General features: G+C 69.9%; 18 protein-coding genes and 1 pseudogene. 11 read left to right on the forward strand and 8 right to left on the reverse strand.

Features of this window, described 5'->3' with window-relative positions; translation table 11 throughout:
• Positions 1-145 precede the first annotated feature (145 nt).
• The 3 genes and pseudogenes from ACFV6V_RS08475 to ACFV6V_RS08485 all read right to left on the reverse strand — a co-directional run bounded on the left by ACFV6V_RS08475 (position 146) and on the right by ACFV6V_RS08485 (position 1,689).
• Positions 146-499 (reverse strand): DUF805 domain-containing protein, encoded by a 354-nt coding sequence (locus ACFV6V_RS08475; protein WP_385560976.1) that lies wholly within the window; start codon positions 497-499, stop codon positions 146-148.
• A 466-nt stretch (positions 500-965) separates the two neighbouring features.
• Positions 966-1,432 (reverse strand): annotated as a pseudogene (locus ACFV6V_RS08480) (GNAT family N-acetyltransferase); the annotation flags it as partial.
• A gap of 116 nt (positions 1,433-1,548) precedes the next feature.
• Positions 1,549-1,689, reverse strand: a complete 141-nt coding sequence (locus ACFV6V_RS08485; RefSeq protein ID WP_385560978.1) for a hypothetical protein — start codon at positions 1,687-1,689, stop codon at positions 1,549-1,551.
• 420 nt (positions 1,690-2,109) lie between these two features.
• Between ACFV6V_RS08485 and ACFV6V_RS08490 the strand changes: the two genes are divergently transcribed.
• The 5 genes from ACFV6V_RS08490 (at position 2,110) to sbnA (ending at position 11,237) form a co-directional block, all read left to right on the forward strand.
• Positions 2,110-4,740, forward strand: coding sequence for a Pls/PosA family non-ribosomal peptide synthetase (locus tag ACFV6V_RS08490; protein WP_385560981.1), 2,631 nt, complete (start codon positions 2,110-2,112; stop codon positions 4,738-4,740).
• A gap of 25 nt (positions 4,741-4,765) precedes the next feature.
• Positions 4,766-8,059, forward strand: coding sequence for an amino acid adenylation domain-containing protein (locus tag ACFV6V_RS08495; protein ID WP_385560984.1), 3,294 nt, complete (start codon positions 4,766-4,768; stop codon positions 8,057-8,059).
• Between the two features lie 41 nt (positions 8,060-8,100).
• Complete coding sequence (locus ACFV6V_RS08500; protein WP_385560987.1) at positions 8,101-9,096, forward strand: TauD/TfdA family dioxygenase; 996 nt, start codon at positions 8,101-8,103, stop codon at positions 9,094-9,096.
• A complete protein-coding gene (gene sbnB / locus ACFV6V_RS08505) occupies positions 9,093-10,163 on the forward strand; it encodes a 2,3-diaminopropionate biosynthesis protein SbnB (protein ID WP_385560990.1) in 1,071 nt (356 codons plus the stop codon). Before ACFV6V_RS08500 ends, sbnB begins: the two co-directional genes overlap by 4 nt.
• Positions 10,164-10,238: 75 nt before the next feature.
• Complete coding sequence (sbnA, locus tag ACFV6V_RS08510; RefSeq protein WP_385560993.1) at positions 10,239-11,237, forward strand: 2,3-diaminopropionate biosynthesis protein SbnA; 999 nt, start codon at positions 10,239-10,241, stop codon at positions 11,235-11,237.
• Positions 11,238-11,241: 4 nt separating this feature from the next.
• On the opposite strand, the gene ACFV6V_RS08515 is transcribed toward sbnA, so the two are convergent.
• Positions 11,242-12,465, reverse strand: coding sequence for a cytochrome P450 (locus ACFV6V_RS08515; protein ID WP_385560996.1), 1,224 nt, complete (start codon positions 12,463-12,465; stop codon positions 11,242-11,244).
• A gap of 379 nt (positions 12,466-12,844) precedes the next feature.
• Between ACFV6V_RS08515 and ACFV6V_RS08520 the strand changes: the two genes are divergently transcribed.
• Both ACFV6V_RS08520 and ACFV6V_RS08525 read left to right on the forward strand, forming a co-directional pair.
• Positions 12,845-13,696, forward strand: coding sequence for an NAD(P)H-binding protein (locus tag ACFV6V_RS08520; RefSeq protein WP_385560999.1), 852 nt, complete (start codon positions 12,845-12,847; stop codon positions 13,694-13,696).
• A gap of 185 nt (positions 13,697-13,881) precedes the next feature.
• Positions 13,882-14,409, forward strand: a complete 528-nt coding sequence (locus tag ACFV6V_RS08525) for a hypothetical protein (RefSeq protein WP_385561002.1) — start codon at positions 13,882-13,884, stop codon at positions 14,407-14,409.
• A gap of 109 nt (positions 14,410-14,518) precedes the next feature.
• Here the strand turns inward: ACFV6V_RS08525 and ACFV6V_RS08530 are convergent, their stop codons facing one another.
• Positions 14,519-16,255 carry an MFS transporter gene (locus tag ACFV6V_RS08530; protein WP_385561005.1) on the reverse strand — a complete coding sequence of 579 codons (1,737 nt, stop codon included), beginning with the start codon at positions 16,253-16,255 and terminating at the stop codon, positions 14,519-14,521.
• Positions 16,256-16,482: 227 nt separating this feature from the next.
• Between ACFV6V_RS08530 and ACFV6V_RS08535 the strand changes: the two genes are divergently transcribed.
• Positions 16,483-17,592: a winged helix DNA-binding domain-containing protein gene (locus ACFV6V_RS08535; protein WP_385561008.1), complete on the forward strand. Its 1,110-nt coding sequence runs from the start codon at positions 16,483-16,485 to the stop codon at positions 17,590-17,592.
• A 50-nt stretch (positions 17,593-17,642) separates the two neighbouring features.
• Here the strand turns inward: ACFV6V_RS08535 and ACFV6V_RS08540 are convergent, their stop codons facing one another.
• Entirely contained in the window at positions 17,643-18,695 is a 1,053-nt protein-coding gene (locus ACFV6V_RS08540) for a Ku protein (RefSeq protein WP_385561011.1), read from the reverse strand.
• An 81-nt stretch (positions 18,696-18,776) separates the two neighbouring features.
• On the opposite strand from ACFV6V_RS08540, the gene ligD reads away from it, so the two are divergent.
• Both ligD and ACFV6V_RS08550 read left to right on the forward strand, forming a co-directional pair.
• A complete protein-coding gene (ligD, locus tag ACFV6V_RS08545; RefSeq protein WP_385561014.1) occupies positions 18,777-19,661 on the forward strand; it encodes a non-homologous end-joining DNA ligase in 885 nt (294 codons plus the stop codon).
• A 285-nt stretch (positions 19,662-19,946) separates the two neighbouring features.
• A complete protein-coding gene (locus ACFV6V_RS08550) occupies positions 19,947-20,849 on the forward strand; it encodes a DNA ligase (protein ID WP_385561017.1) in 903 nt (300 codons plus the stop codon).
• A 49-nt stretch (positions 20,850-20,898) separates the two neighbouring features.
• On the opposite strand, the gene ACFV6V_RS08555 is transcribed toward ACFV6V_RS08550, so the two are convergent.
• Positions 20,899-22,074 carry an RNA polymerase sigma factor gene (locus ACFV6V_RS08555; RefSeq protein ID WP_385561058.1) on the reverse strand — a complete coding sequence of 392 codons (1,176 nt, stop codon included), beginning with the start codon at positions 22,072-22,074 and terminating at the stop codon, positions 20,899-20,901.
• Between the two features lie 8 nt (positions 22,075-22,082).
• Positions 22,083-22,490: a YciI family protein gene (locus ACFV6V_RS08560; protein ID WP_385561020.1), complete on the reverse strand. Its 408-nt coding sequence runs from the start codon at positions 22,488-22,490 to the stop codon at positions 22,083-22,085.
• A 240-nt stretch (positions 22,491-22,730) separates the two neighbouring features.
• Between ACFV6V_RS08560 and ACFV6V_RS08565 the strand changes: the two genes are divergently transcribed.
• A partial coding sequence (locus tag ACFV6V_RS08565; RefSeq protein WP_385561023.1) for a HEAT repeat domain-containing protein occupies positions 22,731-24,138 on the forward strand: 1,408 nt, incomplete at its 3' end.

A 24,138-nucleotide genomic window follows, 5' to 3' on the forward strand; every position in this document is an offset into this window, starting at 1 on the left:
ACCGCCCGGGCTCCCTCCCCCCCTTCCCCCTCTTTGTGCCCCCCCGCGAACCCGCCCCCACGCTGGTGGCCCCCATACCCCCCGCCGGGTGGCCCGCCCGCGTCGGGGTGTCCGGCGCCACCGTGGCACCGCGAGAGGACGTACCTCAGGCGGTCGCGAGCTTCGGGTTCGAACCGTACTGGTTCTCCTCCGCCTTGCCCTCGCCGGCCAGGAAGACCAGCAGGATGATCGGGCCGACCAGCGGGATCAGGCCGAGGAGCACGAACCAGCCGGAGCGGCCGGTGTCGTGCAGACGGCGGATGGTGACACCCAGGCTGGGGAGGAGCACGAGCAGCGAGTAAAGGGGGGCGATGAAGCCCAGGTTGAGGACGCCGAGGTCGATGCCCATGAGCACGGCGTAGACGATCACGTTGATGAGCGTGAACATCCAGTACTCCTGGCGGCGCGCACGGCCGCTGAACACGGCGTACTTCTTGAGGACGTCGAGGTACCAGTGCATGGGTCTTCCCGGGGATCGAGCGGCAGGGCCGGTGTGAAAAAACGAGCCAGCGCGGAATGTAGATGGCCTGATGTGCACTGGTCAATAAGTTATCTGGCAGCCACTGATCGGTGACCTGAGTGGTGCGTTCCACCCCGATTTGCCCGCTTGTTGATGCTGAATCGGTGATTCCGGTTCACTTGCCGGAGGCGTTCGGCCGCCGCCCTCGCCGCTCACGCATTGCCGAAACTCGCACCGCGCCGGCAACCCGTCTGCCAATGGCCCGGTCGAATCACCGGGATGTACACGGGAGAAGCCGCAGAAGCAGGATGGGGCAGGGCTTACGGGGCCCGTTCCTGGTCGCAACCGAAGAACCCATGCGGGCCGCCGTCACGTCACGGGCCGCAGAGGACCGCTTCGCGGACCGCGTCGATGTCGTCGCACCGTCGCAGGTCAGGAATTCATGAGAGCGGTCGCCATCGCCCCCGGGCGGGCGCATCATGAACACGTCGATCGGGTCCTGGTCTTCCACGACGAATCCGTGGCGTTCGCAGAGGCGACGGGCAGCACTGCCCTGCAGGGCGGTCAAGCCCACGGCCACGCCCTGCGCGTCCGCTCGCTCCGGTACCGAGCGCAACCGACAGAACCGAGCCCTCGGCCCTGACAGTGCGGAGCAAGGTAGAAGGGCTCCAGCCACTGCCTGCCCTCGACGGGCCGGACCGTGACGCATCCCGCGAGTCCACCGTCGATCATGATGATCGAGGTGTGCTGCGGGGAGAAGGAGTCCCGCAGCCGCTGCCGTACCCGGTGCTCGTCGCAACGCCCCAGGCGTTCCACATCCGCACGCATGACCGCGGCTCGCAACTCCGCGATCCCCTCGAGGTCCGCGGCCGCCGCAGGACGCGACACCCAGCCCGCGGCGTGCGCCGACGTGGCCCGCGCGGGCACCTCCATGCCCGCTCGCGTGCCGCTCCCCGTCGCCCCGGCATCCATATGACGGGAGTATCTCAGTCCGCCTGTCCTGATCAGGCACACGGGCATCTCGGCCTGCACCGCCCGATTCCCGCGTCTCAGTCGCGGACCAGTGCCGCGGCCTTCCGCACGCCGGCCGTGACGCCGGTCCCGATGTTCACCACCTCGGCCCGGGCTCCCGGGCTTGCCGGAGCCCACAGGGCGACCTCGGCAGCCCACATGCACCGTGTCCCGCGCATGCCAGCCGCCTTCCTTTGAGGCGGCGGGAAAGACTCATGCGGGCGCGGGTCGACCAGGCCGCCACCCAGGGTCTATTTTCACCCCTCCATTTTCGCCTTCCTTTTCGAGTCGGCGCCATGAGCAATCGAGATGTCGTAGGTAATTAATTTGGCCACTCCTTCGTATTCTATTTCCCCTCCTCACGGCGAGAGCAACGGTCGAATCGGCGTTCAGCGCATCACCCCATCACCACCCCGCCCGTGTTAACCCGTTCGGCGGATTCACGTCACACCCGGGCGCTGGCCTTCAAACACGCCACACCCCCCGCTCCCCGGCCGTTCAAGCCCACCGACGGGCCGACACGAGCGAGTTCGAGTGGCAATGCGCCCGGGGACGACGGAGACTGGTAGCAGGGTTTTGTGATGAGAAAAGAGACTCGCATGGAGGAAAAATCTCTCGAGGTCTTGACGCCCGGGTCGGGCCGCTCGGAAAACTCCAAAAACGGCGGCGTAGATCCGACGAACGGGACCGAGAGAAGTTTCGCCGAGGTGCTTGCTGATGTCGTGAGCACCGAGCGGGTGTCGGTCGACAGTCACTTCTTCGATGACTTGGGGGCCAATTCTCTGGTAATGGCGCAATTCTGTGCCAGGGTCCGCAAGCGGGCCGATCTGCCCTCGGTGTCGATGAAGGACATCTACAAGAACCCGACGATCCGCAGCCTGGCGAGCGCGCTCGCGGACGCGGCTCCGCCTCCTGCCCCTGCCGGGTCCCCCGCGACTGCGTCCACCGGCGCGGTCCCGGACGTCGTCGCGCTGGTGGCCACGACCGACAGGACGGTCGACGCCACCGGAGCCGCCCGGGTCGCCGAAGGCACCGGGGTCGGGGCCGGGAAGCCTGCGAGCACGCTGCGGTACGTGCTGTGCGGAACGGCGCAGTTCCTGATCTTCTTCGGCTACTGCTTCGTCGCCGGTGCGATCACCGCCACCGGCTTCGAGTGGGTGTCCACCGCTTCCGGCGCACTGGACATCTACCTGCGCTCCCTGGCGTTCGGCGGCGCCGGGCTCGTCGGCATGTGCATCTTCCCGATCGTGGCGAAGTGGCTGCTCATCGGCCGCTGGAAGCCTCGCGAGTTCCCGGTCTGGGGCCTGACGTATCTGCGGTTCTGGACCATCAAGGCGCTGACCCATGCCAGTCCGATGATCTTCCTCGTCGGGAATCCGCTCTATGTGCTGTATCTGCGGGCCCTGGGCGCGAAGATCGGCAAGAACGTCACGCTCCTGTCCCGTACCGTCCCGGTCTGTACGGACCTGCTGACCATCGGGGACGGGACAGTGGTCCGCAAGGACTCCTACCTCCTCTGCTACCGGGCCCACGCCGGGCGCATCCAGACCGGTCCGATCACACTCGGACGGGATGTCTTCATCGGCGAGAAGACCGTGCTCGACATCGACACGTCGATGGGCGACGGGACCCAGCTCGGCCACACGTCCGCACTCCAGCGAGGCCAGACGGTCCCGGACGGCGAACACTGGCACGGCTCCCCCGCCGAACGCACGGAGATCGACTACGTGCGGGTCGCCCCGGCGAAGTGCGGGGTGTTGCGACGGGCGAGCTACGGCTTCGTCACGCTGCTCCAGCTGTTCCTCGTGTACGTGCCGCTGGGCATCGGAGGGGCGTACATCCTCCTCACCGAGATTCCCTCCCTGGGCAGGCTGCTGGAGCCGGGTGCCGCGGCGATCATGTCGCCGGTGATATACGTCGACGCCCTCATCGTTTCCCTGGTGCTGTTCTTCGGATTCGTCATCCTCGGCCTGATCGGGATGCTCACCGTGCCCCGGCTGATGAATCTGGTCATCAAGCCCGACAAGGCGTATCCGCTCTACGGATTCCACTACTCGGTGCACCGGGCAATCGCCCGGGTGACCAACATCAAGTTCTTCAAATGGCTGTTCGGTGACAGCTCGTACATCGTCTATTACCTCAAGGGGCTGGGATACGACCTCTCTCGGGTCGAGCAGACCGGCTCGAACTTCGGTACCGAAGTCCAGCACGAAACCCCCTATTTGAGCACCGTCGGCAGCGGCACCATGATCGCGGACGGACTTTCCATCGTGAACGCGGACTTCTCCAGCACGTCCTTCCGTGTTTCCCCGGCGGCCATCGGTGCTCACAATTTCCTCGGCAACAACATCGCCTATCCCTCCGGGGCCAGGACCGGCGAGAACTGCCTGCTGGCCACGAAGGTGATGGTGCCGCTGGACGGTGAGATCCGCGAGGGTGTGGGGTTGCTGGGGTCACCGTGCTTCGAGATTCCCCGGTCGGTGGAGCGCGACATGCGGTTCGACCACCTCAGGGCCGGGGACGAGCTGCGCCGGCGCCTGCGGGCGAAGAACCACTACAACCTGCGCTCGATGGCCCTGATGCTCTTCGTGCGCTGGCTGCTCTTCTTCGCCATCACCCTGATCGGCCTCACCACGGTCGACCGCTACGGCGCACTCGGGCAAGGGCTGATCGCCGTGTCCCTGGCACTCGTGCTGGCGCTCACCATGCTCTATTTCGTCCTGGTGGAGCGCTGCATCGCGAGGTTCCGGCCCCTCAAGCCACAGCTGCGCTCCATCTACGACCCGTACTTCTGGTGGCACGAACGCCTGTGGAAGGTGCCGAGCGAATACTTCAACGTCCTCAACGGCACCCCGTTCAAGGCCACGGTCTGGCGGCTGCTCGGGGTGCGGATCGGCAAGCGCGTCTTCGACGACGGCTGCCTGATGACGGAGCGGACCCTCACCACCATCGGTGACGACTGCACGCTGAACGCGGGCAGCAAGGTCCAGTGCCACTCCCAGGAGGACGGCACCTTCAAGTCCGACCACAGCGTCCTCGGTTCCGGTTGCACGCTCGGTGTCGGCGCCCATGTCCACTACGGCGTGACGATGGGCGACGGTGCGGTGCTCGCCGCCGACTCCTTCCTCATGAAGGGCGAGGAAGTACCCGCGTACGACCAGTGGGGCGGGAACCCGGCGGCCCAGTTGCGGACCGCCGCGGTGCGGAACGCCCAGAGCCACCAGTCCTGACAGGAAAGGTCCGATGGGAATGCGCATGGAGACCGCCATCGAAGCCCGTGACGGCTCCCGTGACTTCTGGCGCGGTGTGCTGGCCGACGCCGGACGCGCCGCCGTGCCTCGTTGGACATCTGCGCCCGTGCCGGGGGTGGGTGAGCAGGAGGCCGCGGTCCCCGACGAGGTCGCTTCGGCGTTGCCCCGGTTGGCGGGTGAGCTGGGAGTGCCGGTGGAGTCGGTGCTGCTGGCGGGGCACGCCAAGGTGCTGTCGGCCCTGTGCGGTGAGGACGAGGTGCTGGCCGGGTACGTGGCGGTGCAGGGCGCACCCGCAGCCCCGTGCCGGCTGGATCTGACGGTGTCGTCGTGGCGCGGGCTGGTGCTGGGGGCCGACCGGGCCGCACGTGACGTGCGGACGCATCTGGACTCCCCGTGGCGGGAACTCGTGGGTGAGCTGGGGCTTTCGGCGGCGCCTTTCGAGGTGGTGGTGGACCCGTACGGTGCGGACGGCACGCCCGAGGGTGACACGGTGTTGTGGGTGGGGTTCGTACGCCGGGACGGGCAGTGGGCGGTGCGGGTGCGCTACCGCGCCGACGTGCTGGACGCTGACGCGGGCGAACGGATCGCCGGGTACCACGTCACCGCGCTGGGACTGCTGTGCGCGGATGTCGACGCCGGCCACACCGGTCAGGGCCTCGTGGGGGCGCGGGAGCTGCGCCACCAGCTCGAGGATCTGGCCGGGCCTGAGCGGGAGCTGCCGCAGGCACGGGCACACGAGTTGTTCGAGCAGCGGGTACGCGAGCACCCGGACTCGGTGGCGGCCGTGCGCGGCACCGACACCTGGACCTATGGCGAGTTGAACGCGCGGGCGAACCGGCTGGCGCGGGCCCTGCTGGTGGCCGGGTTGCGGCCGGAGCAGCCGGTGGGGGTGGTCACCGAGCGCGGCCTCGACTGGCTCGCGTCGGTGTGGGCGGTGTTCAAGGCCGGCGGGGTCTACCTGCCGGTCGAGCCGCACTTCCCGCCCGAGCGGGTCCGCAGCATCCTGACGCGCGCCAACTGCCCCCTGGTCCTCACCGAACCGGGCAGCACCGATCATCTCGACCAGGCACTCGCCGAACTGCCCGCCGTGCAGCGGCTGCTGATCGACGAGGCCGTGTCCGGGCAGACCGACGCGAGTGACCTGGATGTGGCGGTGGGCCCGAACCAGCTCGCGTACATCTACTTCACCTCCGGCTCCACCGGCGAGCCCAAAGGCGCGATGTGCGAACACACCGGCATGCTCAACCACCTCCACGCCAAGATCGACGATCTGGGCATCGGTGAGGGCACGGCGGTCGCGCAGACCGCACCCCAGTGCTTCGACATCTCCCTGTGGCAGCTGATCGCCGCCCATCTGGTCGGCGGACGCACCGTCCTGGTCGACCAGGAGACGATCCTCGACGTCCCCCGCTTCCTCGACACGATCGACCAGCAGCGGGTGAATGTCGCCCAGCTCGTGCCGTCGTATCTGGAAGCGGTCCTCACCCACCTCGAGCGCCACCCACGCCCCCTGGCCCACCTGCGGTACGTGTCCGTGACCGGCGAAGCGCTCAAGCGCGAGCTGGCTGTCCGCTGGTTCGCCAACCAGCCGGCGATCGCCCTGCTCAACGCCTACGGACTCACCGAGACCAGCGACGACACCAACCACGAGCTCATGCGCGCCGCCCCCGAGCGGGTGCTGCTGGGGCCCCCGGTCCCGAACGTCCGGATCTACGTCGCCGACGAACACCTCCATCCCGTCCCTCTCGGCGCCCCCGGCGAGATCGTGTTCTCGGGCGTCTGCGTGGGCCGTGGCTACATCAACGACCCCGAACGCACCCGCGCTGCCTTCGGCACGGACCCCTACCGGCCCGGCGCCCGCCTCTACCGCAGTGGCGACCGCGGACGCTGGCACCCGAACGGCAAGCTCGAATTCCTCGGCCGCCGCGACACCCAGGTCAAGATCCGCGGCTTCCGCATCGAGATCGGTGAGATCGAGAACACCCTCCTCACCCTCCCCGGAATCCGCGACGCCGCCGTCACCTTCATCGACCACCCCGCCACGGGCCCCCACCTGACCGCCTACTACACCCGGCACACCCCACTGGACCAGGCCGAACTCAGCAGCGCGCTGGGGGCTCACCTCCCCGCCTACATGGTCCCCACCACCTACCACCACCGCGCCGAGCTCCCCCTCACGCCCAACGGCAAGGTCGACAAGAAGGCACTTGTCCGCGAGACCGCCGAACACACCGCACCCGCTGCCACCCCCGTCACCAGCTCCCCCACCACCCCCACCGAACAACGCCTCGCCGCCGCCTTCGCCGGCATCCTCGGCCTGCCCGCCGACCGGATCGGCCGCGACGACCACTTCTTCGACCGCGGCGGCACCTCACTCTCGGCCGTCAAACTCGCGATCGCCCTCGACCGCGCCATCACCCTCAAGGACATCACCGCCCACCCCGTACTCGCCGAGCTCGCCGTCCTCATCGACACCAAGTCCGGCACGGCCGCAGGCACGGGACCGTCGTCCGAGCTGCTTCAGGCGCTCTCCCGCCCGCAGAGCGGCCGGTCCGCCACAGCCCTGGTGTGCTTCCCGTACGCCGGGGGCAACGCGGTGAACTTCCAGGCGATGGCCAGGGCGCTCCAGGACAGCGGGCCCGCGGTGTACGCGGTCGAGCTGCCCGGTCATGACCCCGCCACCGCCGACAGCGCGTCGTTCGCACCGCTGGACCGGCTGGTCGGGCAGGTGGTGGACGAGATCGAGGCCCGCGGTCTCGGCAGGGTCATGCTGTGGGGCCACTCATCGGGCACGGCGCCCGCGCTGGAGACGGCCAGGCGGCTCGAGGAACGCGGGGTCGAGGTCCAAAGGGTTTTCCTCGGCGCGCAGTTGCTCGGCGACGCCGCCACACGCCGCGCCGCCATCGACGAACTCGCCGCGCGCGGCAATGCCGGGATCGCCGCCGAACTCGGCGGTGACAGCGGCTACTCCGAGCTCGGCGAGCAGCTCGATCCCCGGCATGCCGAGCAGGTCGGCGCCGCATACCGGCACGACTGCGTGTCCGCGCACCGCTATTTCGCCGATGCCATGGACGCACCACCGAGCGTGAAACTGTCCGCGCCCGTCACGGTGATCGTCGCCGCCGACGACCCCCATACGGCCACGGCGGAGCCCGGCGAGGCACATCTCGGCTGGCAGCTGCTGGCCGAGCGCGTAGAGCTGTTCGAACTTCCCGACGGTGGCCACTACTTCCTGCGCACCCGTCCCACCGAGGCGGCGAAAGCCGTGCTGCACGCCGCCGACTGGCCCACCCCGTGAAAGCGGAACCAGACAGACAACCAGACAGAAGGGAACGCGAGATGTCGTCCTCACCCCCCGCACCGCTGCTAGAGGTGGAGGTGCCCGCGGGCAAGCCCCCGATGCTGCGTGTCGACAACCCCGGCGGGGATGCCGCCGCGTGGGCGGCCGGGCATCGTGACGCGCTGCGGGCGGCCGTCGCCGAGCACGGGGCGCTGCTCGTCCGTGGCCTGGGCATCGGCGACGCCACGCAGGCGGCCGGGGTGTTCCGCGCCCTCGCCCCGGAGCTCATGGACCACAAGGAGGGGTTCGCCGCACGCGAGGAGTACGGCCAGGGGATCTACTCCTCCGCGACCTGGCCGACGAACCAGCCGATGTGCATGCACCACGAGCTCAGCTACACCCAGACCGTCCCGTCGCTGCTGATGTTCGCCTGTCTCAAGGCCCCCGCCGAGGGCGGGGTGACCGGTGTCGCCGATGCCGCCGAGGTCTGCCAGGCGCTGCCCGCCGCGCTGGTCGACCGGTTCGCGCAACAGGGCTGGCTGCTGGACCGTTGCTACAACGAGGAGATCGGCGCCTCGGTGGCGGAGGCGTTCGGCACCGATGACCGTGCCGCCGTCGAGGACTACTGCCGTGCCCACGCGATCGAGTACACCTGGCACGACGACGGCAGCCTGCGCACCCGCCAGCACCGCCAGGCCGTCATCAGCCATCCCGTCACCGGCGGGCGCTGCTGGTTCAACCAGATCGCGTTCCTCAGCGAGTTCACCCTGGCCCCCGAGGTCCGTGAGTACCTCATCGACGTCTACGGCGCCGACGCCCTGCCCTTCACCACCCGCTACGGCAACGGCGACCCCCTCGACCAGGACACCATCGCCCTGATCAACAGCGTCTACGACGCCCACACCCGCCGCGAGCCCTGGCAGGACGGCGACCTCATGCTCGTGGACAACCTGCGCACCGCCCACAGCCGGGAACCCTACGAAGGGGACCGCACCGTCCTGGTCGCCATGGCCCACCCCCAGCCCACCACCAGCCCCCAGGGAACTCCGCGATGACCACGGACACGAATCCGGAAACGAACACGTCCACGGGCACGGGCACGGTCGTGCCGCCGTTCTCCGTGATCTCCGGCGCACAGGTCCAGCGGGTCCTGCAAGGCCACGAGAAGCACATCGTCGAGCTGGTCGAGGCCACCTACCTGCTCCACGGCAGAGGGCAGACCATCAACCCGCCCTCGTACTTCCTCCGCTTCCCCGACCGCCCCGGCTCCCGCATCATCGCGCTGCCCGCCTCCCTCGGCGGGCCGGACGGCGTCGACGGTCTGAAGTGGATCTCCAGCTTCCCGCACAACGTCGAGGCCGGGATCCCCCGTGCCTCGGCCGTGCTGATCCTCAACGACCACGAGACCGGCTATCCCTTCGCCTGTCTGGAAAGCTCCATCATCAGCGCCAGCCGCACCGCCGCGTCGGCCGCGCTCGCGGCCGACCACCTCACCCGCCACACCACCAGGCCCACCCGGATCGGCTTCTTCGGCACCGGTCTGATCGCGCGCTACATCCACACCTATCTCAGCGCCACCGGCTGGGCCTTCGACGAGATCGGCATCCACGACCTGTCCCCCGACAGCGCCGCCGGGTTCCGCCAGTATCTCGAGGAGCACAGCACCCCGGGCCGTGTCACCGTCCACGACAGCGCCGAGGAGCTGATCCGGGGCAGCGGTCTCGTGGTCTTCGCCACGATCGCGGGACAGCCCCATGTCACCGAGCCCGGCTGGTTCAGCCACCACCCGCTGGTGCTGCACGTCTCGCTGCGGGACCTCGCCCCCGAGATCCTGCTCGAGTCCACCAACATCGTCGACGACGTCGAACACTGCCTCAAGGCCGACACGTCACCGCACCTGGTCGAACAGCTCACCGGCAACCGTGACTTCCTCGGCGGCACCCTGGAGGACGTCATCAGCCGGCGCGTCGGCATCCCCGGCGACCGGACCGTGGTGTTCTCCCCCTTCGGGCTCGGTGTGCTCGACCTCGCCGTCGGAAAGTACGTCTACGACGAAACCGCCCGCGCCGGAGACCTCCACACCGTCGAGGACTTCTTCCACGAACGGCGCAGACACGGATGAGGGAGATGAGGACGATCGCGATCCGCCCACGGCCGGATGGACATCCGCACGGCCCTGCTTCATGAGGAGGCCATCGTGCCAGTCATATCCGATCCCTACGCCTTCAATGAGGACGATCTCTATGTCGACCTCAAGTCGGTCTTCGGTCACGGGCATGAGCTTTTCCTGAAGTGTGAGGGTTTCAACTTCGCAGGCTCGATCAAGCTGAAGGCCGCCGTCGAAATGGTGGAGGCCGCGGAGCGGGACGGCACACTCGGCCCGGATTCCATCCTTGTCGAGTCGTCGTCAGGAAATCTGGGTGTCGCGCTGAGCATGATCGCGGCGAGCAAGGGCTACGAGTTCCTGTGTGTCACCGACTCCCGCTGCAACCTGTCCACCAGGCTGATGATGGAAGCGCTGGGTAGCCAGGTGCATGTCATCGCGGGCCAGGAGGCGAACGGCGGCTTCCTCGGGGCTCGGCTCGACTACGTACGCGCGCTGTGCGCGTCCGACACCCGGTACGTATGGCTCAGCCAGTACACCAATCCGAGCAACTGGAAGGCCCACTACCGGACGACCGCCCCCGAGATCGCCAAGAGCTTCCCCCAGCTCGACGTGCTGTTCATCGGGGCCGGTACCACCGGGACCCTGATGGGCTGTGCGCGCTTCTTCCGGGAGTGGCACCGTCCGGTACGAATCATCGCGCTGGACAGCGTGGGCTCGGTGGCCTTCGGCGGCCCGCCCGGCCGCCGGATGATCCCCGGCCTGGGCATGAGCATGCGCCCGCCGCTGCTCGACGAGGCGTACGTCGACGAGGTGATCCGCGTCGAGGAGGTGGACACCATCCGGGCCTGCCACCGACTGGCACGCCACGGCTTCCTGTTCGGCGGGTCCACCGGCACCGTGGTGAGCGGGGCGATGAACTGGCTTGAGCAGCACCACACGCCCGGGCTCACCGCGGTGGCGCTCGCCCCGGACCTCGGCGAGCGCTATCTCGACACCGTCTACCAGGCCAACTGGCTGGAGGACCTGTACGGCGACGAGCTGTTCAGCGCGCCCGCCGAGCCCGCCGAAGATCCGTCCGGTGGGGTCTGAGCCCTTACGTGGTCGGGTCACCGTGCAGGTGGATGGGCAGCGCCACCAGGCGGTGGTTCACATCGCCCTGCTGCCACGCGAGTTCGTCCTCCGGCACCGCGAGCCGCGCGTCGGGGTAGCGCCGGGTCAGCTCCTCGATGGCCACGGCGAGCTCGATCCGGGCCAGCGGTGCGCCCAGACAGCGGTGGGCGCCATGACCGAACGTGAGGTGCGGGTTGTGGGTGCGGCCGAAGTCAAGCCGGTCCGGGTCGGTGAAGACGGTCCCGTCCCGGTTGGCCGACGCGAAGGCCAGGAAGACGGCGTCCCCGGCCGGGATGGTGACCCCGGCGATGGTGATGTCCTCGGTGGCGATCCGGGGCAGGCCCGAGGTGTCGTCGCCGAGCAGATTGACTCCCCGCAGCAGCTCCTCGACGGCCGCGGGTATCTCCTCGGGGTGCCCGCCCAGCCGGTGCCAGACATCCCGGTGGCGGGCGAGCAGGGTGAGCACCGAGTTGGCGAGCTGGCTCGCGGATGAGTCGCCGCCCGCGCCGAGCAGGGTGTAGCCGAGCCCGATCAGCTCCTCGGTGCTGAGCCGGTCGTGGCCGAGCCGGGCCGCGATCAGGGCGGAGAGCACATCGTCTCCGGGGGTCTGTGTCTTGGCCATCACCAGACCGGCCATGTAGGCACCGAGCTGCTCCCGGGCCGCGACCGCCTCGTCCTGCGGGCCGCCCACGTCGGCGAACCGCCGTATCCAGCCGTGGAACGACGTCCTGTCCTGTTCGGGGACGCCCAGCAGTTCACAGATCACGGACAGTGCCAGCGGGCCGGTGAGGGCTCCGAGCAGATCCACCGGCCCTTCGGCCGCGTCCTTCTCGGCCTGGCCGAGCAGCTCCTCCACCAGCCGGCGCACCCTCGGACGCATGCCCTCGATCCGTTCGGGCGAGAACGCCTGGACGGCGAGCGTCCGCAGCCGGGTGTGGTCGGGCGGGTCCAGCGAGATGATCATCCCGGGGGGCGCCTGGAAGAGCCCTTCGAACTGCGGCGCGGTCGGCTCGTAGGACGCGGCGCGGCTCAGACGCGGGTCCTCCAGGGCCGTACGGATGTCCTCATGACGGGTGATCAGCCAGGCGGGTGTGCCGTTGGCGGTGGTCACCCGGACGACGGGCTGTTCGGCGCGCAGCCGGCTGAAGACCGGATCCGGGCCGCGATGGCTCGATCCGGGGAACGGGAACAGCGGCAGTTCTGCCATGACGGGGTCTCCTCGGGCAACGCCTGCGCGGCGGATGTCGCCAGCGAGCCTAGGGAGGAGGGCTGGAGCGGTGATGGGGGTGATGGTGGAGGCGGCGCCGCATGGCTGGAAGCGCACCACTGACGTACGGCTCGACGATGGCCGGAAAAGGCGGGTAGCGGAATGGCCAAGGATGGCCGGAAACCGGCTCCGATCATCTGCCCGGACCACCAAAGATGCAGGCAGACGCGGGAATCAAGCAACACCCGAGTCTCATTCGACCGTTTTCCAGGGGCTAACCGGAACGGTGATTCAAGTGGTCTAGGCCGTCACCCGGCCCACGACCGCCTGCCCCGGTCCGGGGCCGTTGAAAGCACGTCGTCGAACACGGGAGTTTCTCGTGACCATTCTTGTCACAGGAGCGCGCGGCAACATCGGCAGCCAGGTCGTCGCGCGGTTGCATTCCACCGGACGTCCCCTGCGCGCCTCCAGCCGCAGAGCCAGCGATCTCGCCGTCCCCCATGGCGTGGAGACGGTCGCGCTCGACCTCCGGGAACCCGGCACCTTCCGGGCCGCGCTGGACGGTGTCACCCAGGTGTTCCTGTACGCGGAGCCGGACGGCGTCGCGGACTTCCTGAAAGCCGCGGACGAGGCGGGAGTACGCAATGTCGTGGTGTTGTCGTCCAACACCGTGATGCTGCCCGGTGCGCACGAGGATCCGCTGGCTCGGCACCATCGCGTGGTCGAGGACGCCGTCTTCGCCTCGGGGCTGCCCCATGTGCTCCTGCGTCCCGGCGCGTTCGCGAGCAACGCGCTGGGCTGGAGCGCCGACATCCGGGAGGGCCGTGCGGTCCAGCAGCCGTTCGCTGACGCCCAGGTGGCCCCGGTGCACGACGCCGATGTCGCGGACGTGGCCGTGGTGGCGCTCGCCGAGGGGTCCCGGGTGAGCGGGGTGGTCCCGCTCTCGGGGCCGCAGTCGCTGAGTTTCCGTACCGAGGTCGGCATCATCGCGGAGCTGCTGGGGCGGGAGATCCAGGTACGCGACCTGGACCGTGACGAGGCGAGGGAGACGATGGGCCGGTTCGTACCCCCGCCGGTGCTCGCCTCACTGCTCGACCAGTGGGAGGCGGGGCTTTCTCGGCCCGCGGACACCGATGCCACCTGCGAGCCCTGGACGGGCGCTCCCGCGCGCACCTTCCGGCAGTGGGTCGGGGAACACCTGGGCGCATTCGGGGACATGCCCGCCGGGTAGGCCGGGCCCGTCCCGCCCGTGCGGCCGACCAGGGTGATCGCGAACCCTGGCCGGCCGTCCGGCATGCCCGGGTTCCGGTACGTCTCCACCTGCCCTGGACGTGACGTCGAGCAGTTGCCGCGACCCTACGCCCACCCAACCAACCCAACTGCCCACATCACGGGCCGAAACCAGGAGACGCACCGATGAGCGCTACCACCTCGACACGTGTCAGCCGCCGCACCGCAGGGGCCGTCGCGGCCGTGCTGCTCGCCATGATCGTGCCGGCCGCAGCTCCCGCCACCGCCTCCGCCATCGGCGCCGGGCACTCCGCGCCCGGTGCCGTGTCCCACAAGGCGGCGAGCCCGGTGGGCAAGTGGGACGTGTTGATCACCATCCACGCCCAGGACCCCCCGCTGTACTCGTGGATCATCTGCGATCTGACCGCGGACCAGAAGGTGCACTGCGTCAACAAGCCCGGTTCGGCCACGCCCCCGCTGGAGGGTACGGGCATCTGGAAGCCGGGCGCCGGGAAGGCGTTCAGCTTCTGGATCACCCACCACGCCCACCGTGACGAGAACGGCAACGAGCACGGCTCCATCAACGCCGTCCACGTCGGCAGCTACAACCGGAAGAGCTTCGCCACCAGCGGGACCGCCTTCATCGACCTGGAGGACGGCACCCCCTGGACCGGCCCGATCGCCGTCGAGTCCAAGGCCACCCGCATCGGCTGACGTATCCGCGGCTGACCGCACCGCCCCTGAGAACCGACGAGGAGGCCTCCGGACCGAATGGTCCGGAGGCCTCCTCGTCAGTGGTGCACACGCAAGGAGACCTGGCTGGTCAGCCCTGTCCCGGTGCGCTCACCCGGCGGGGCAGCGCGCCTGCCGCCAGGAAGGCCACGACGATGAAGCCGAGACCTGTGTACAGCGTGACCTGGAAGGCGCCGGAGAAGGTCTGCGCACCCGCCCGCTGTACGTACGACTCCACCACCGCGACGGCCTTCTCGTTGCCGCGGACTGCCGGTGCGACGCAGTCTGCGGGCTCGTCCGAGGCGTTCTCGCCGCCGAAGCGCTCGTTGACGCAGTGCCGGTAGGCCGAGGCCGCACCGCCGAGCTGGTCGGCCGGGACGCCGACCGCGGCCAGCTCCTGGCGCAGCTTGGGTGCCAGCTCGTCCCCGCTGCTCGTCGCGGAGGAGACCAGCGGGGTGAAGAAGGACAGCGAGACAACGGCGATACCGATGGTGAAACCGAGCTGCTGCATGGTGTTGATGAGCCCGGACGCCGACCCCGCGTCCTCGTGCGGCACGTCCTTGAGGCCGAACAGGGAGATCGGGGTGGCAGCGGCACCGAAGCCGAGGCCGATGACGAACAGGGCGGGGGCGATGCTCCAGCTGGTGATGTCCCCGTCGCTGCTGCCGTTGATCCACAGGAACAGGCCGACGCCGGCGGCGATGCCCACCGCGCCCACCTGCACCACGGTGCGGCCGAACTTGGGAACCAGCGCGATCACGGAGGCGGAGGCGGTGATGAACGCACCGAACGCGAACGCCAGCAGGGTCACGCCGGCGCGCAGCGGGGTCCAGCCCAGACCGAGCTGCATGTACATGTACAGGGCCAGCATGAACATACCGGTGAAGGTGAAGCAGGCCAGCATCAGTCCGAGGGCCGAGCTGAAGCTGCGCGCCTTGAACAGGTTGAGCGCGACCAGCGGTGAGCCGTTGGTCAGGCTCCTGCGCCGCTCGTACGCCACGAAGCCGACGAGTACCGCGACTCCGGCGACCATGGAGGCGAACGCCCACGCCGGCCAGCCGAGCTCACGGCCGAAGGTCAGCGGGGCGAGCAGCAGCAGCAGACCGAGGGTGGCGAGGAAGACACCGGGGAGGTCGACGCGGAGCGCGTGCGGCGCCTTGGACTCGGGGATGTACTTGAGGCCGAGGAAGAAGCCGACCACGCCCAGCGGCACGTTCACCAGGAAGATCGGACGCCAGTCCCAGCCGAAGATGTTGGCCGCGACGATCACACCGCCGATGAGCGGGGCGACGGTGGCGGCGATCCCTCCGACGGTGCCGTGGACGGCGAAGACCGTGCCCTTCTCGTTGTCCGGGAAGGTCACATGGATGATGGAGAGCACCTGCGGCACCATGATGCCCGCCGCGGCGCCCTGCAACAGCCGGGACGCGATGAGCATCTCGGGGTTCATGGCGATACCGCAGAGCAGGGAGGCGATGGTGAAGCCCGCGACACCGAGCAGGAACATCTTCCTGCGGCCGTAGATGTCACCGAGCCGGCCGCCCGTGATCAGCATCAGGGCGAACGCCATGACATAGCCGGCGGTGATCCACTGGACGGCGCCGTAGCTGGCGCCGAGGTCGTGCTGGATGGTGGGGATGGCCACGTTGACGATGCTGCCGTCGAGCATGTCGAGGAACGTGGCAACGGTCATGATGACGAACGCCGCCCAGCGGCGCCGGTCCGGGGCGGGCGAAACCCCCGCCCCGGAGGGCTGCACCGCGACGGCTTCGGCCGGGGGCGGAGCCTCGCTGTCGGTGTCCGTCGGCCGGAAGTTGGTGGAGGTCACGTCTCACTCCTCGTGATGACAGATGGTCACCATCCGGTATAGCCAGCGTGATTGGAGCGCTGCTAGAGCATGCCTGGAGTACTTAAAGGAAGGCGGCGGCCCCACGGGCCCTGTTCAGCGGCCGTTTCGAGGAGTCCTCAAGGCGTGTGCGAGCGGGACAGGGCAGAGTGGGGGGTGCACCGCATGTCGTCCGCCGCGTCTCACGGCACTCTCACAGGGGGCGTTCCATGACCACGCTCGGCCCGCGCGCCCTGAACCGCGCCCTGCTGGAGCGCCAGCTCCTGCTGCAGCGGCACCAGCTCACGGCAGCCGAGGCGATCACGCGTCTGATCGGCATGCAGGCCCAGGCTCCCGCGCCGCCCTACGTGGGCTTGTGGACCCGGCTGACCGGCTTCCGCCACGAGGAACTGGCCGGGCTGCTCACGGGGCGCGAAGCGGTACGCCTCGCGCTGCTGCGGGCCACCGTCCACCTGGTCACCGCCGAGGACTGCCTGGCCTTGCGCCCGCTGGTGCAGCCCGTCCTGGACCGGCAGGTACGCGGGGTGGCGAGGTTCGCCAAGGCGATCGCGGGTCTGGCACCCGATGAGCTGGACGCCGCCGGCCGCGAGGCACTGGGCGGTGAGCCGCTGACCACCAAGGAGCTGGGGGCGGCCCTGGCCGCACGGTGGCCGGAGCGCGACCCGGACGGGCTGGCGAACGCGGCGCGCGGACGGCTCCCGCTGGTGCAGGTGCCCCCGCGCGGCATCTGGGGCGTCGGCGGCCTGACCCGGTACGCGACGGCGGAGTCCTGGCTCGGCCGCCCCCTGGGCACCGGGGCGACCCTGGACGACCTGGTGCTGCGCTATCTGCGCGGGTACGGCCCGGCGTCGGTCAAGGACGTCCAGATGTGGTCGGGGCTGACCCGGTTGCGGGAGGTGGTCGACCGGCTGCGCCCAGGGCTGCGGGTGCTCCGGGACGAGGACGGCCGAGAGCTTTTCGATCTGCCGGACGCACCGCTGCCCGACCCCGACTCCGAGGCACCGGTCCGGTTTCTGCCGGAGTTCGACAACATCCTGCTGGCGCACGACGACCGCTCCCGCATCCTCGACGAGCGGCGGCGGTCGGCGATCTTCACCCGCAACGGCATCATCCGGGCCACCTTCCTGGTCGACGGGTTCGTCGCGGGCCTATGGCGGGTGGACGGCAAGCGCGACACGGCGACCCTCGTGCTCGAGCCGTTCGAGCGGCTGTCACGGGCCTCCCGGAAGGCGCTGGAGCAGGAGGGTGCCGGTCTGCTCGCGTTCATGGCGCCCGAGGCGTCCGACCGTACGGTGCGCGTCGAGCCGCTCGGGTCCTGAGGGGTGGGGGGCGTCCGCCGCTCCCGGCCCTACGGGCACGTCAGGCCCCGTCAGGAGGCCTTCTTGCGAGGCGTGGCCTTCTTGGCCGTGGTCTTCTTCGCCGTGGACTTGGCGGTGGCGGACTTGGCGGAGTCGGACTTCCCCCCCGACGCCTTCTTGGCCGTGGACTTAGCCGACCGGGACGCGGCCGTCTTCTTCGCCATCGACGTGGACTTCTTGCCGCCCGTCTCCTTGGGCGCGGCCTTGGCCGACTTGGGCGCCGGCTTCGCGGCCTGTTCACGGGGCCTCAGCTCGGTGACCTCCCCACCGGCCTCCGCCTCGCCACCGCGGGCCTCCTGCGCCGCCCGGACACTGCTCTCCAGCGCGGCCATCAGGTCGATGACCTTGCCGCCGTCGGCGGCCGGGGCGCGCTCCGGCTCCAGCTCGACGCCCTCCGCCTTGGCGGCGATCAGTTCCTCGACCGCCGTCCGGTAGTCGTCGTGCAGCGAGCCGAGGTCGACGTCGCCGAGGGTGGCCATGAGGGCGTCGGCGAGGTCGAGTTCGGCCTCGCGGATCGTGACCTCGGTCTCCGGGGCCACACCTTCGGGCTGCCGGATCTCGTCCGGCCAGAGCAGACCGTGCATGGCGATCACATCGCCGACCACCCGCAGCATCCCCAGCCGCTCCCGCCCTCTGAGGGCGAACTTCGCCACCGCCACCTTCTTGCTCCGTTTGAGCGCCTCGCGCAGCAGTGTGTAGGGCTTGGCGGCCGGGACTCCGTTCGCCGAGAGGTAGTACGCGGCGTCCATCTGGAGCGGGTCGATCTGTTCCCCGGGCACGAAGGCGACGATGTCGATCGTCTTCGCGGTGGGCAGCGGCAGTGCGGCGAGGTCCGCGTCCGTGATCGGGATCATCGTCCCGTCCGCGTCCTCGTACGCCTTGCCGATATCCGCTGTGGGGACCTCCTCGTCGTCCAGCTCGCAGACCTTGCGGTAGCGGATCCGCCCGCCGTCGCTCGTGTGGATCTGACGGAAGGAGATCGAGCGGTTCTCGGTGGCGTTCACCAGCTTGATCGGGATGCTGACCAGCCCGAAGGAGATCGCGCCGTTCCAGATGGATCGCACGTGCCATCCCTTTCATGCGGTATGGAGAGGTTATGACAGGAGATAGGAGGCATCAGGGGTTACATATGGGATTCTCATCGTATGACGCCCATCACAGAGGTGGAGGGGCGGCGCCTGGCGCTCAGCAATCTGGAGAAGGTCATCTATCCGGCGACCGGAACCACCAAGGGTGAGGTGCTGCACTACTACGCGCTCACCGCCGACCCGCTCCTCGCGCACCTGAAGGACCGCCCGCTCTCGTTCCTGCGCTACCCCGACGGCCCGGACGGCCAGCGGTTCTTCACCAAGAACCCACCACCGGGCACCCCCTCCTGGGTGCGTGTCGCCGAGGTACCCCGCTCCTCGCGCGAGAAGGGCGAGCAGGTGGTCCTGGCGGATCTGCCCGGGCTCGTCTGGGCAGCGAATCTGGTGGTGGAATTTCACACTCCGCAGTGGCGGGTGGAGGAACCCGCCAGGGCCGACCGGATGGTCCTCGACCTCGACCCCGGCGATCCTGCGACCGTGGTCGAGTGCTGCGAAGTGGCTCTGTGGCTGCGCGAGCGGCTCGCCGCGGACGGTCTGGAGGCCCATGCGAAGACCTCGGGCGCCAAGGGCCTGCACCTGCTGGTGCCGCTGGAGCCGACCCCCTCCGATGAGGTGTCGGCGTACGCGAAGTCCCTGGCCGTCGAGGCGGAGGCGGAACTCGGCGGTCTGGTGGTGCACCGGATGGCACGGGCGCTGCGCCCCGGGAAGGTGTTCGTGGACCACAGCCAGAACGCCGCCGCGAAGACCACCGCGACCCCCTACACCCTGCGCGCCCGGCCCGAACCCACCGTTTCCGCCCCCGTGACCTGGCAGGAGATCGAGGCCTGCGGCTCCCCGTCCGAGCTGGTGTTCCGGATGGGCGATATCGCGGGGCGGCTCGAACGGCACGGGGACCTGCTGGCGCCGCTGTTCGATCCCGAGCGTGCGGGCAGTCTGCCGTGAGGTGATCGTCCGTTGGGGTGACCGTCGGGCCCTTCGGAACCGTGGCAGCACCCTTCGGGGGAAGCAGTGCGGCTCGGACCCGAAGTCCATGCGCTCGTCCGCCTGCTTCCCGATGCTGCTGATCTTTCTCACGCGCGAGGCGCTGAGCGACGCCCAGGACCACGATCCGCCCACACCCAGCCGCGCGCATGAGGCTCATGACTGCTGAGGCTGTCCCGGTGACAGGCCCACCAGGACGGCGAGCCCCTCCCTGCCCCGAGGACCACGCGGGTTGAACCTGGCTGCATGGACGAGAGCTCGCCGAGAGTGGCCCTTCGACCACCGGTCGACGTCATGCGCCCCCGGCCGGCGGACGAGATCCCCGAGCACGGCAGTACGCCCGGGGGCTTTCAGTACTCCCTCAAGCTCGATGGGTTCCGCGCCCTCGCCTTCATCCTCGACGGCGGAAGGGTCTTCTTGCAGTCACGCTCGCAAAGGGACCTCTCCAGAGAATTCTCCGGGATCGCCGCATACCTGCGAGATCACCTGCCACCCGGAGTCGTGCTGGACGGTGAGCTGTGCGCCTACCGCGAGGGGCGGCTGAGCTTCACCGACCTGCTCCGGTCCCCCAGTGATCGCGAGCGGTCGGGAGTCCCGGTGTCCTACATCGCGTTCGACATCCTCGCTGTCCCGGGCCGGGACGTCAGGGCCCTGCCCCTGAGGGACCGGTGGGAGCTGCTCGGAGCGGTGCTGCGGGACGTCGACCCACCCCTTCAGCGTGTGCTGGCAACGCTGGACGAGGAAACTGCTCGCGCCTGGTTCCGCGACATGAGAGCCGTGGGCGTCGAGGGGATCGTGGCGAAAGCACTGAACTCGCCCTATCGGGCAGGAGGAACCTGGTCCTGGAGGAAGATCCGGCATTCCGACACGCGGGACGGCGCGCTACTCGGCGTTTTCGGCCCGGTGGAGCGACCGCGGGCGCTTCTCGTCCGGCTTCCCGATGATCGAACGGTGAAGACGTCGCCGCGCTTGACCCCGGTGCAGTCACGGCAGGTCGGCGAGCTGGTACGCGGTCGCTTGGGAGAGCTGACGGACCACCCGGACCACGGGCCCGTGCGGATGCTCACCGAGCCTCTCCTCGTGGAACTGCGCCAGGGGGCCGGACGCCACGAGACCGCCCGGTTCGTGCGTGTACGGCCCGACGGGTGAGCACGGGCTTCGTCGCCCGTCACGAGCGGCGGTGTCCGAGCGCGCGCCGTCAGCGACACCGGCGGGCGTTGAGCCGGGCGGCCCGGCGCGTCAGGTGGTCGCGCTCGGCGAGGTTGGGTGCCTTGTGGACCGCCTCGGCGTACAGCCGTGCCGCCGTCGCCAGGTCGCCGGCGCGCTCGTGGAGATACGCCGCCACCGCGGCGTGGCGGGGCAGTGAGGCGTCCAGCGCCGACAGCGCCGCCAGGCCGGCCCGCGGTCCGTCGGCCTCGCCGACGGCCACCGCTCGGTTGAGCCGGACGACCGGGCTGTCGGTCAGGCGCACGAGTTCGTCGTACCACTCGACGATCTGCACCCAGTCGGTCTCCTCGGCGGCGGGCGCGTCGGCGTGGAGCGCCGCGATGGCGGCCTGGGCCTGGAACTCGCCCAGCCGGTCGTGGGCGAGGGCCGCCTGCAGGATCTGTACACCCTCGGCGATCGACTCGGTGTCCCACCGGCCGCGGTCCTGCTCGGCGAGCGGCACCAGGCTGCCGTCGGGCGCGGTCCGTGCGGCTCGCCGGGCGTGGTGGAGCAGCATGAGGGCGAGCAGCCCCGCCACCTCGGGGTGGTCGACCTGGGCTGCGAGCTGCCGAGTGAGCCGGATGGCCTCGGCGGCGAGGTCGACGTCGCCGGAGTAACCCTCGTTGAAGACCAGGTAGAGGACGCGCAGCACGGTGGCGACGTCGCCGGGCTGGTCGAGCCGCACGCCGGAGACGGTGCGCTTGGCCCGGCTGATGCGCTGCGCCATGGTCGCCTCGGGCACCAGGTAGGCCTGGGCGATCTGGCGGGTGGTGAGCCCGCCGACGGCGCGCAGCGTGAGCGCCACCGCGGACGACGGCGTCAGCGACGGGTGGGCGCACAGGAAGTAGAGCTGGAGCGTGTCGTCCACCGCGGACGCGGGCCCGGGCGCCGGCTCCTCGTGCACGAGGTCCTCGCGCCGACGGCGGGAGGCGTCCGCGCGGGTCGCGTCGAGGAACTTGCGCCAGGCCACGGTGACCAGCCAGCCCTTGGGGTCCCGCACGGGATATCCCCTGCTCGAAGGGCTCGGGGAGGGGGCTGCGGGCCAGACGCGGACCGCCTCGACCAGTGCGTCCTGCACGGCGTCCTCGGCCGCCGCGAAGTCGGCTCCGCGGCGGACGAGGATGGCGAGCACGCTCGGCGTGAGGCTCCGGAGCAGGGCCTCGTTCACCTCAGGGGTCACTCCGTGATGGTGGGCGGTGCGGCCAGGAACGGACGCAGCTCGAGCCACTCGTGGATCGGCTTCCCACCCGCCCCGGGGGCGGCCGACAGCTCCCCGGCCAGCTCGACGGCGCGCTCGTAGCTGTCGACGTCGATCACCATCCAGCCGGCGATGAGGTCCTTCGTCTCGGCGAACGGGCCGTCGGTGACCGGCGGGCGGCCCTCGCCGTCGTACCGGACCCATGTCCCCTCGGGGGCGAGCGCTTGGCCGTCGACGAACTCGCCGGTCCCCTCGAGCCGGGCCGCGAAGTCCTGCATGTACTGCACGTGGGCCGAGATCTCCTCCGGCGTCCACTGGTCCATGGGCGCGTCGTTGACCGAAGCCGGAGCGCCGCGGTAGTGCTTGAGCAGCAAGTACTTGGCCATGGTGTTTCTCCTCAGTGCTGGTGCGGCCCATTCTGGCCGCGTTCACCACGGGGACGGAGCGAGCCACGGGTTCTCGACATCGCCGCCCGCATTCTTTTGGCTCTCGTACGTGTGCAGCCGGCGCCGGCCCGCACCCCGACAGGCCGGAAAGCCACGATGGGGTGCCGGTTTTCGAAGTCCTCGGCGTGGCCGCCGTGGTGCACACTCTCCCCAGGCACCTGGCGTGTGGGAGGCAACGGCGTGTTCACGGGGATCGACGAGGTCGACTGGTCGTCACTCGGGCATGCGTACGGTCCGGCGGACGACGTCCCCGGGCTGCTGCGCGGACTCGCGTCGCCGGATCCGGTGGAGCGGGAGGCCGCGCTCGACGGGATGTACTCCGCGGTCCACCGGCAGGGCGAGGTCTATGACTCGACGCTGGCCGCCATCCCGTTTCTGCTGGAACTCACCGCGAGCCCCGACGTGCAGGACCGGGGCGCGATCGTGGAGCTGCTGACCAGCATCGGCGGTATCGAGCTCGACGGCGACGACGAACCCGAACCGGGCGCGGAAGCAGGGGAGTTCGAGGAGGCAGCCAACTACGCGATGGCCGCCGCCGCGGTCGCCGCGGGTGCGGAGGTCTTCCTCGGCCTGCTCGCGGACGACGACCCCGGGGTGCGGATCACCGTGCCGTGCGCGCTGGCGATGCTGCACGACGAGCCCGCGCGGGTGCTGACGCTGTTACGGGCGCGACTGGACGCCGAACGGGATCCGGATGTGCGGCTCGCACTCGTCGAGGCGGTCGGGCGGATCGCCCTGCGCCACGCGGAGCTGCACGCGGACGCGGTGCGGTGGCTGATCGGCCTGCTGGCCCGGCCCCACACGGCAGGGCTGCGCCTCGCCGCGCTGACCCAACTGGCCAGGTGCGCCCCCGGGAGCCTGCCGCCGGACGTGGCCGCGGTGGCGACGGCCCTGCTGCGGGACACCGGCGAACGCGAGACCGGGACACGGGAAGCCGACGACCGCGAAACAGGCGGCCTGGAGACCGACGCCCGGGCGGCCCGAGCCCGGGAGGCCGGCGCACACGGGCCCGACGCACACGGGCCCGACGCACGGGCGACGGGAATCCCGGACACCGGCGGACACGAGACCGGCCCCCGCGAGGGCGAGCCCCGGGAAACCGACACCCGCAAGGCCCAGGTCCGGGACACCGGCACACGCGAGACCGGCACACGAACAACCGGGAGCCGCGAGACCGGCACACGCAGGTCCGTGATCCGGAAAGCCGACGAACCTGGCCGTACGGCAGACGGCGGCCCCCAGGTCGGCTCTGGCACGGACGAGCTCCTGAGCACGCTCTACGCGACACTCGGGGACCGGGTGGATGAGCGGATCACCCTGCTCGTGGGCAGGCTGACCAGTGGCGATCCGGCGCAGCGCACGGACGCCGTATGGATGTGCCACGGACTGATACGGACCTGGCGCGGCCCCTACGACGAGCTGGTGCGGTGCATCGGGGCGCAGCTCGGTCATCCCGAGCCCCAGTTGCGGGCCGCGGCGGCGAGCCTGCTGGAGAGCCTCTTCGCGTTGGCGCTGCCCGCTGCGGACGCGCTCGCCGCGCGGCTCGCGCAGGGCGGTGCGGATTCGGTGGCGGGCGGGGACCGCGCGC

This window comes from Streptomyces sp. NPDC059828 (genome assembly GCF_042731955.1).
GTDB lineage: Bacteria > Actinomycetota > Actinomycetes > Streptomycetales > Streptomycetaceae > Streptomyces.

What these genes read in the sequence shown, in the direction of transcription:
- ACFV6V_RS08560 (WP_385561020.1), bottom strand. Translation starts at nt 22,490, where the DNA reads ATGGCCAAGTACTTGCTGCTCAAGCACTACCGCGGCGCTCCGGCTTCG.
- ACFV6V_RS08525 (WP_385561002.1), top strand. Translation starts at nt 13,882, where the DNA reads ATGAGCGCTACCACCTCGACACGTGTCAGCCGCCGCACCGCAGGGGCC.
- ACFV6V_RS08535 (WP_385561008.1), top strand. Translation starts at nt 16,483, where the DNA reads ATGACCACGCTCGGCCCGCGCGCCCTGAACCGCGCCCTGCTGGAGCGC.
- ACFV6V_RS08500 (WP_385560987.1), top strand. Translation starts at nt 8,101, where the DNA reads ATGTCGTCCTCACCCCCCGCACCGCTGCTAGAGGTGGAGGTGCCCGCG.
- ligD (WP_385561014.1), top strand. Translation starts at nt 18,777, where the DNA reads ATGACGCCCATCACAGAGGTGGAGGGGCGGCGCCTGGCGCTCAGCAAT.
- ACFV6V_RS08485 (WP_385560978.1), bottom strand. Translation starts at nt 1,689, where the DNA reads ATGCGCGGGACACGGTGCATGTGGGCTGCCGAGGTCGCCCTGTGGGCT.
- sbnB (WP_385560990.1), top strand. Translation starts at nt 9,093, where the DNA reads ATGACCACGGACACGAATCCGGAAACGAACACGTCCACGGGCACGGGC.
- ACFV6V_RS08515 (WP_385560996.1), bottom strand. Translation starts at nt 12,465, where the DNA reads ATGGCAGAACTGCCGCTGTTCCCGTTCCCCGGATCGAGCCATCGCGGC.
- ACFV6V_RS08475 (WP_385560976.1), bottom strand. Translation starts at nt 499, where the DNA reads ATGCACTGGTACCTCGACGTCCTCAAGAAGTACGCCGTGTTCAGCGGC.
- ACFV6V_RS08495 (WP_385560984.1), top strand. Translation starts at nt 4,766, where the DNA reads ATGGAGACCGCCATCGAAGCCCGTGACGGCTCCCGTGACTTCTGGCGC.
- ACFV6V_RS08550 (WP_385561017.1), top strand. Translation starts at nt 19,947, where the DNA reads ATGGACGAGAGCTCGCCGAGAGTGGCCCTTCGACCACCGGTCGACGTC.
- ACFV6V_RS08490 (WP_385560981.1), top strand. Translation starts at nt 2,110, where the DNA reads ATGGAGGAAAAATCTCTCGAGGTCTTGACGCCCGGGTCGGGCCGCTCG.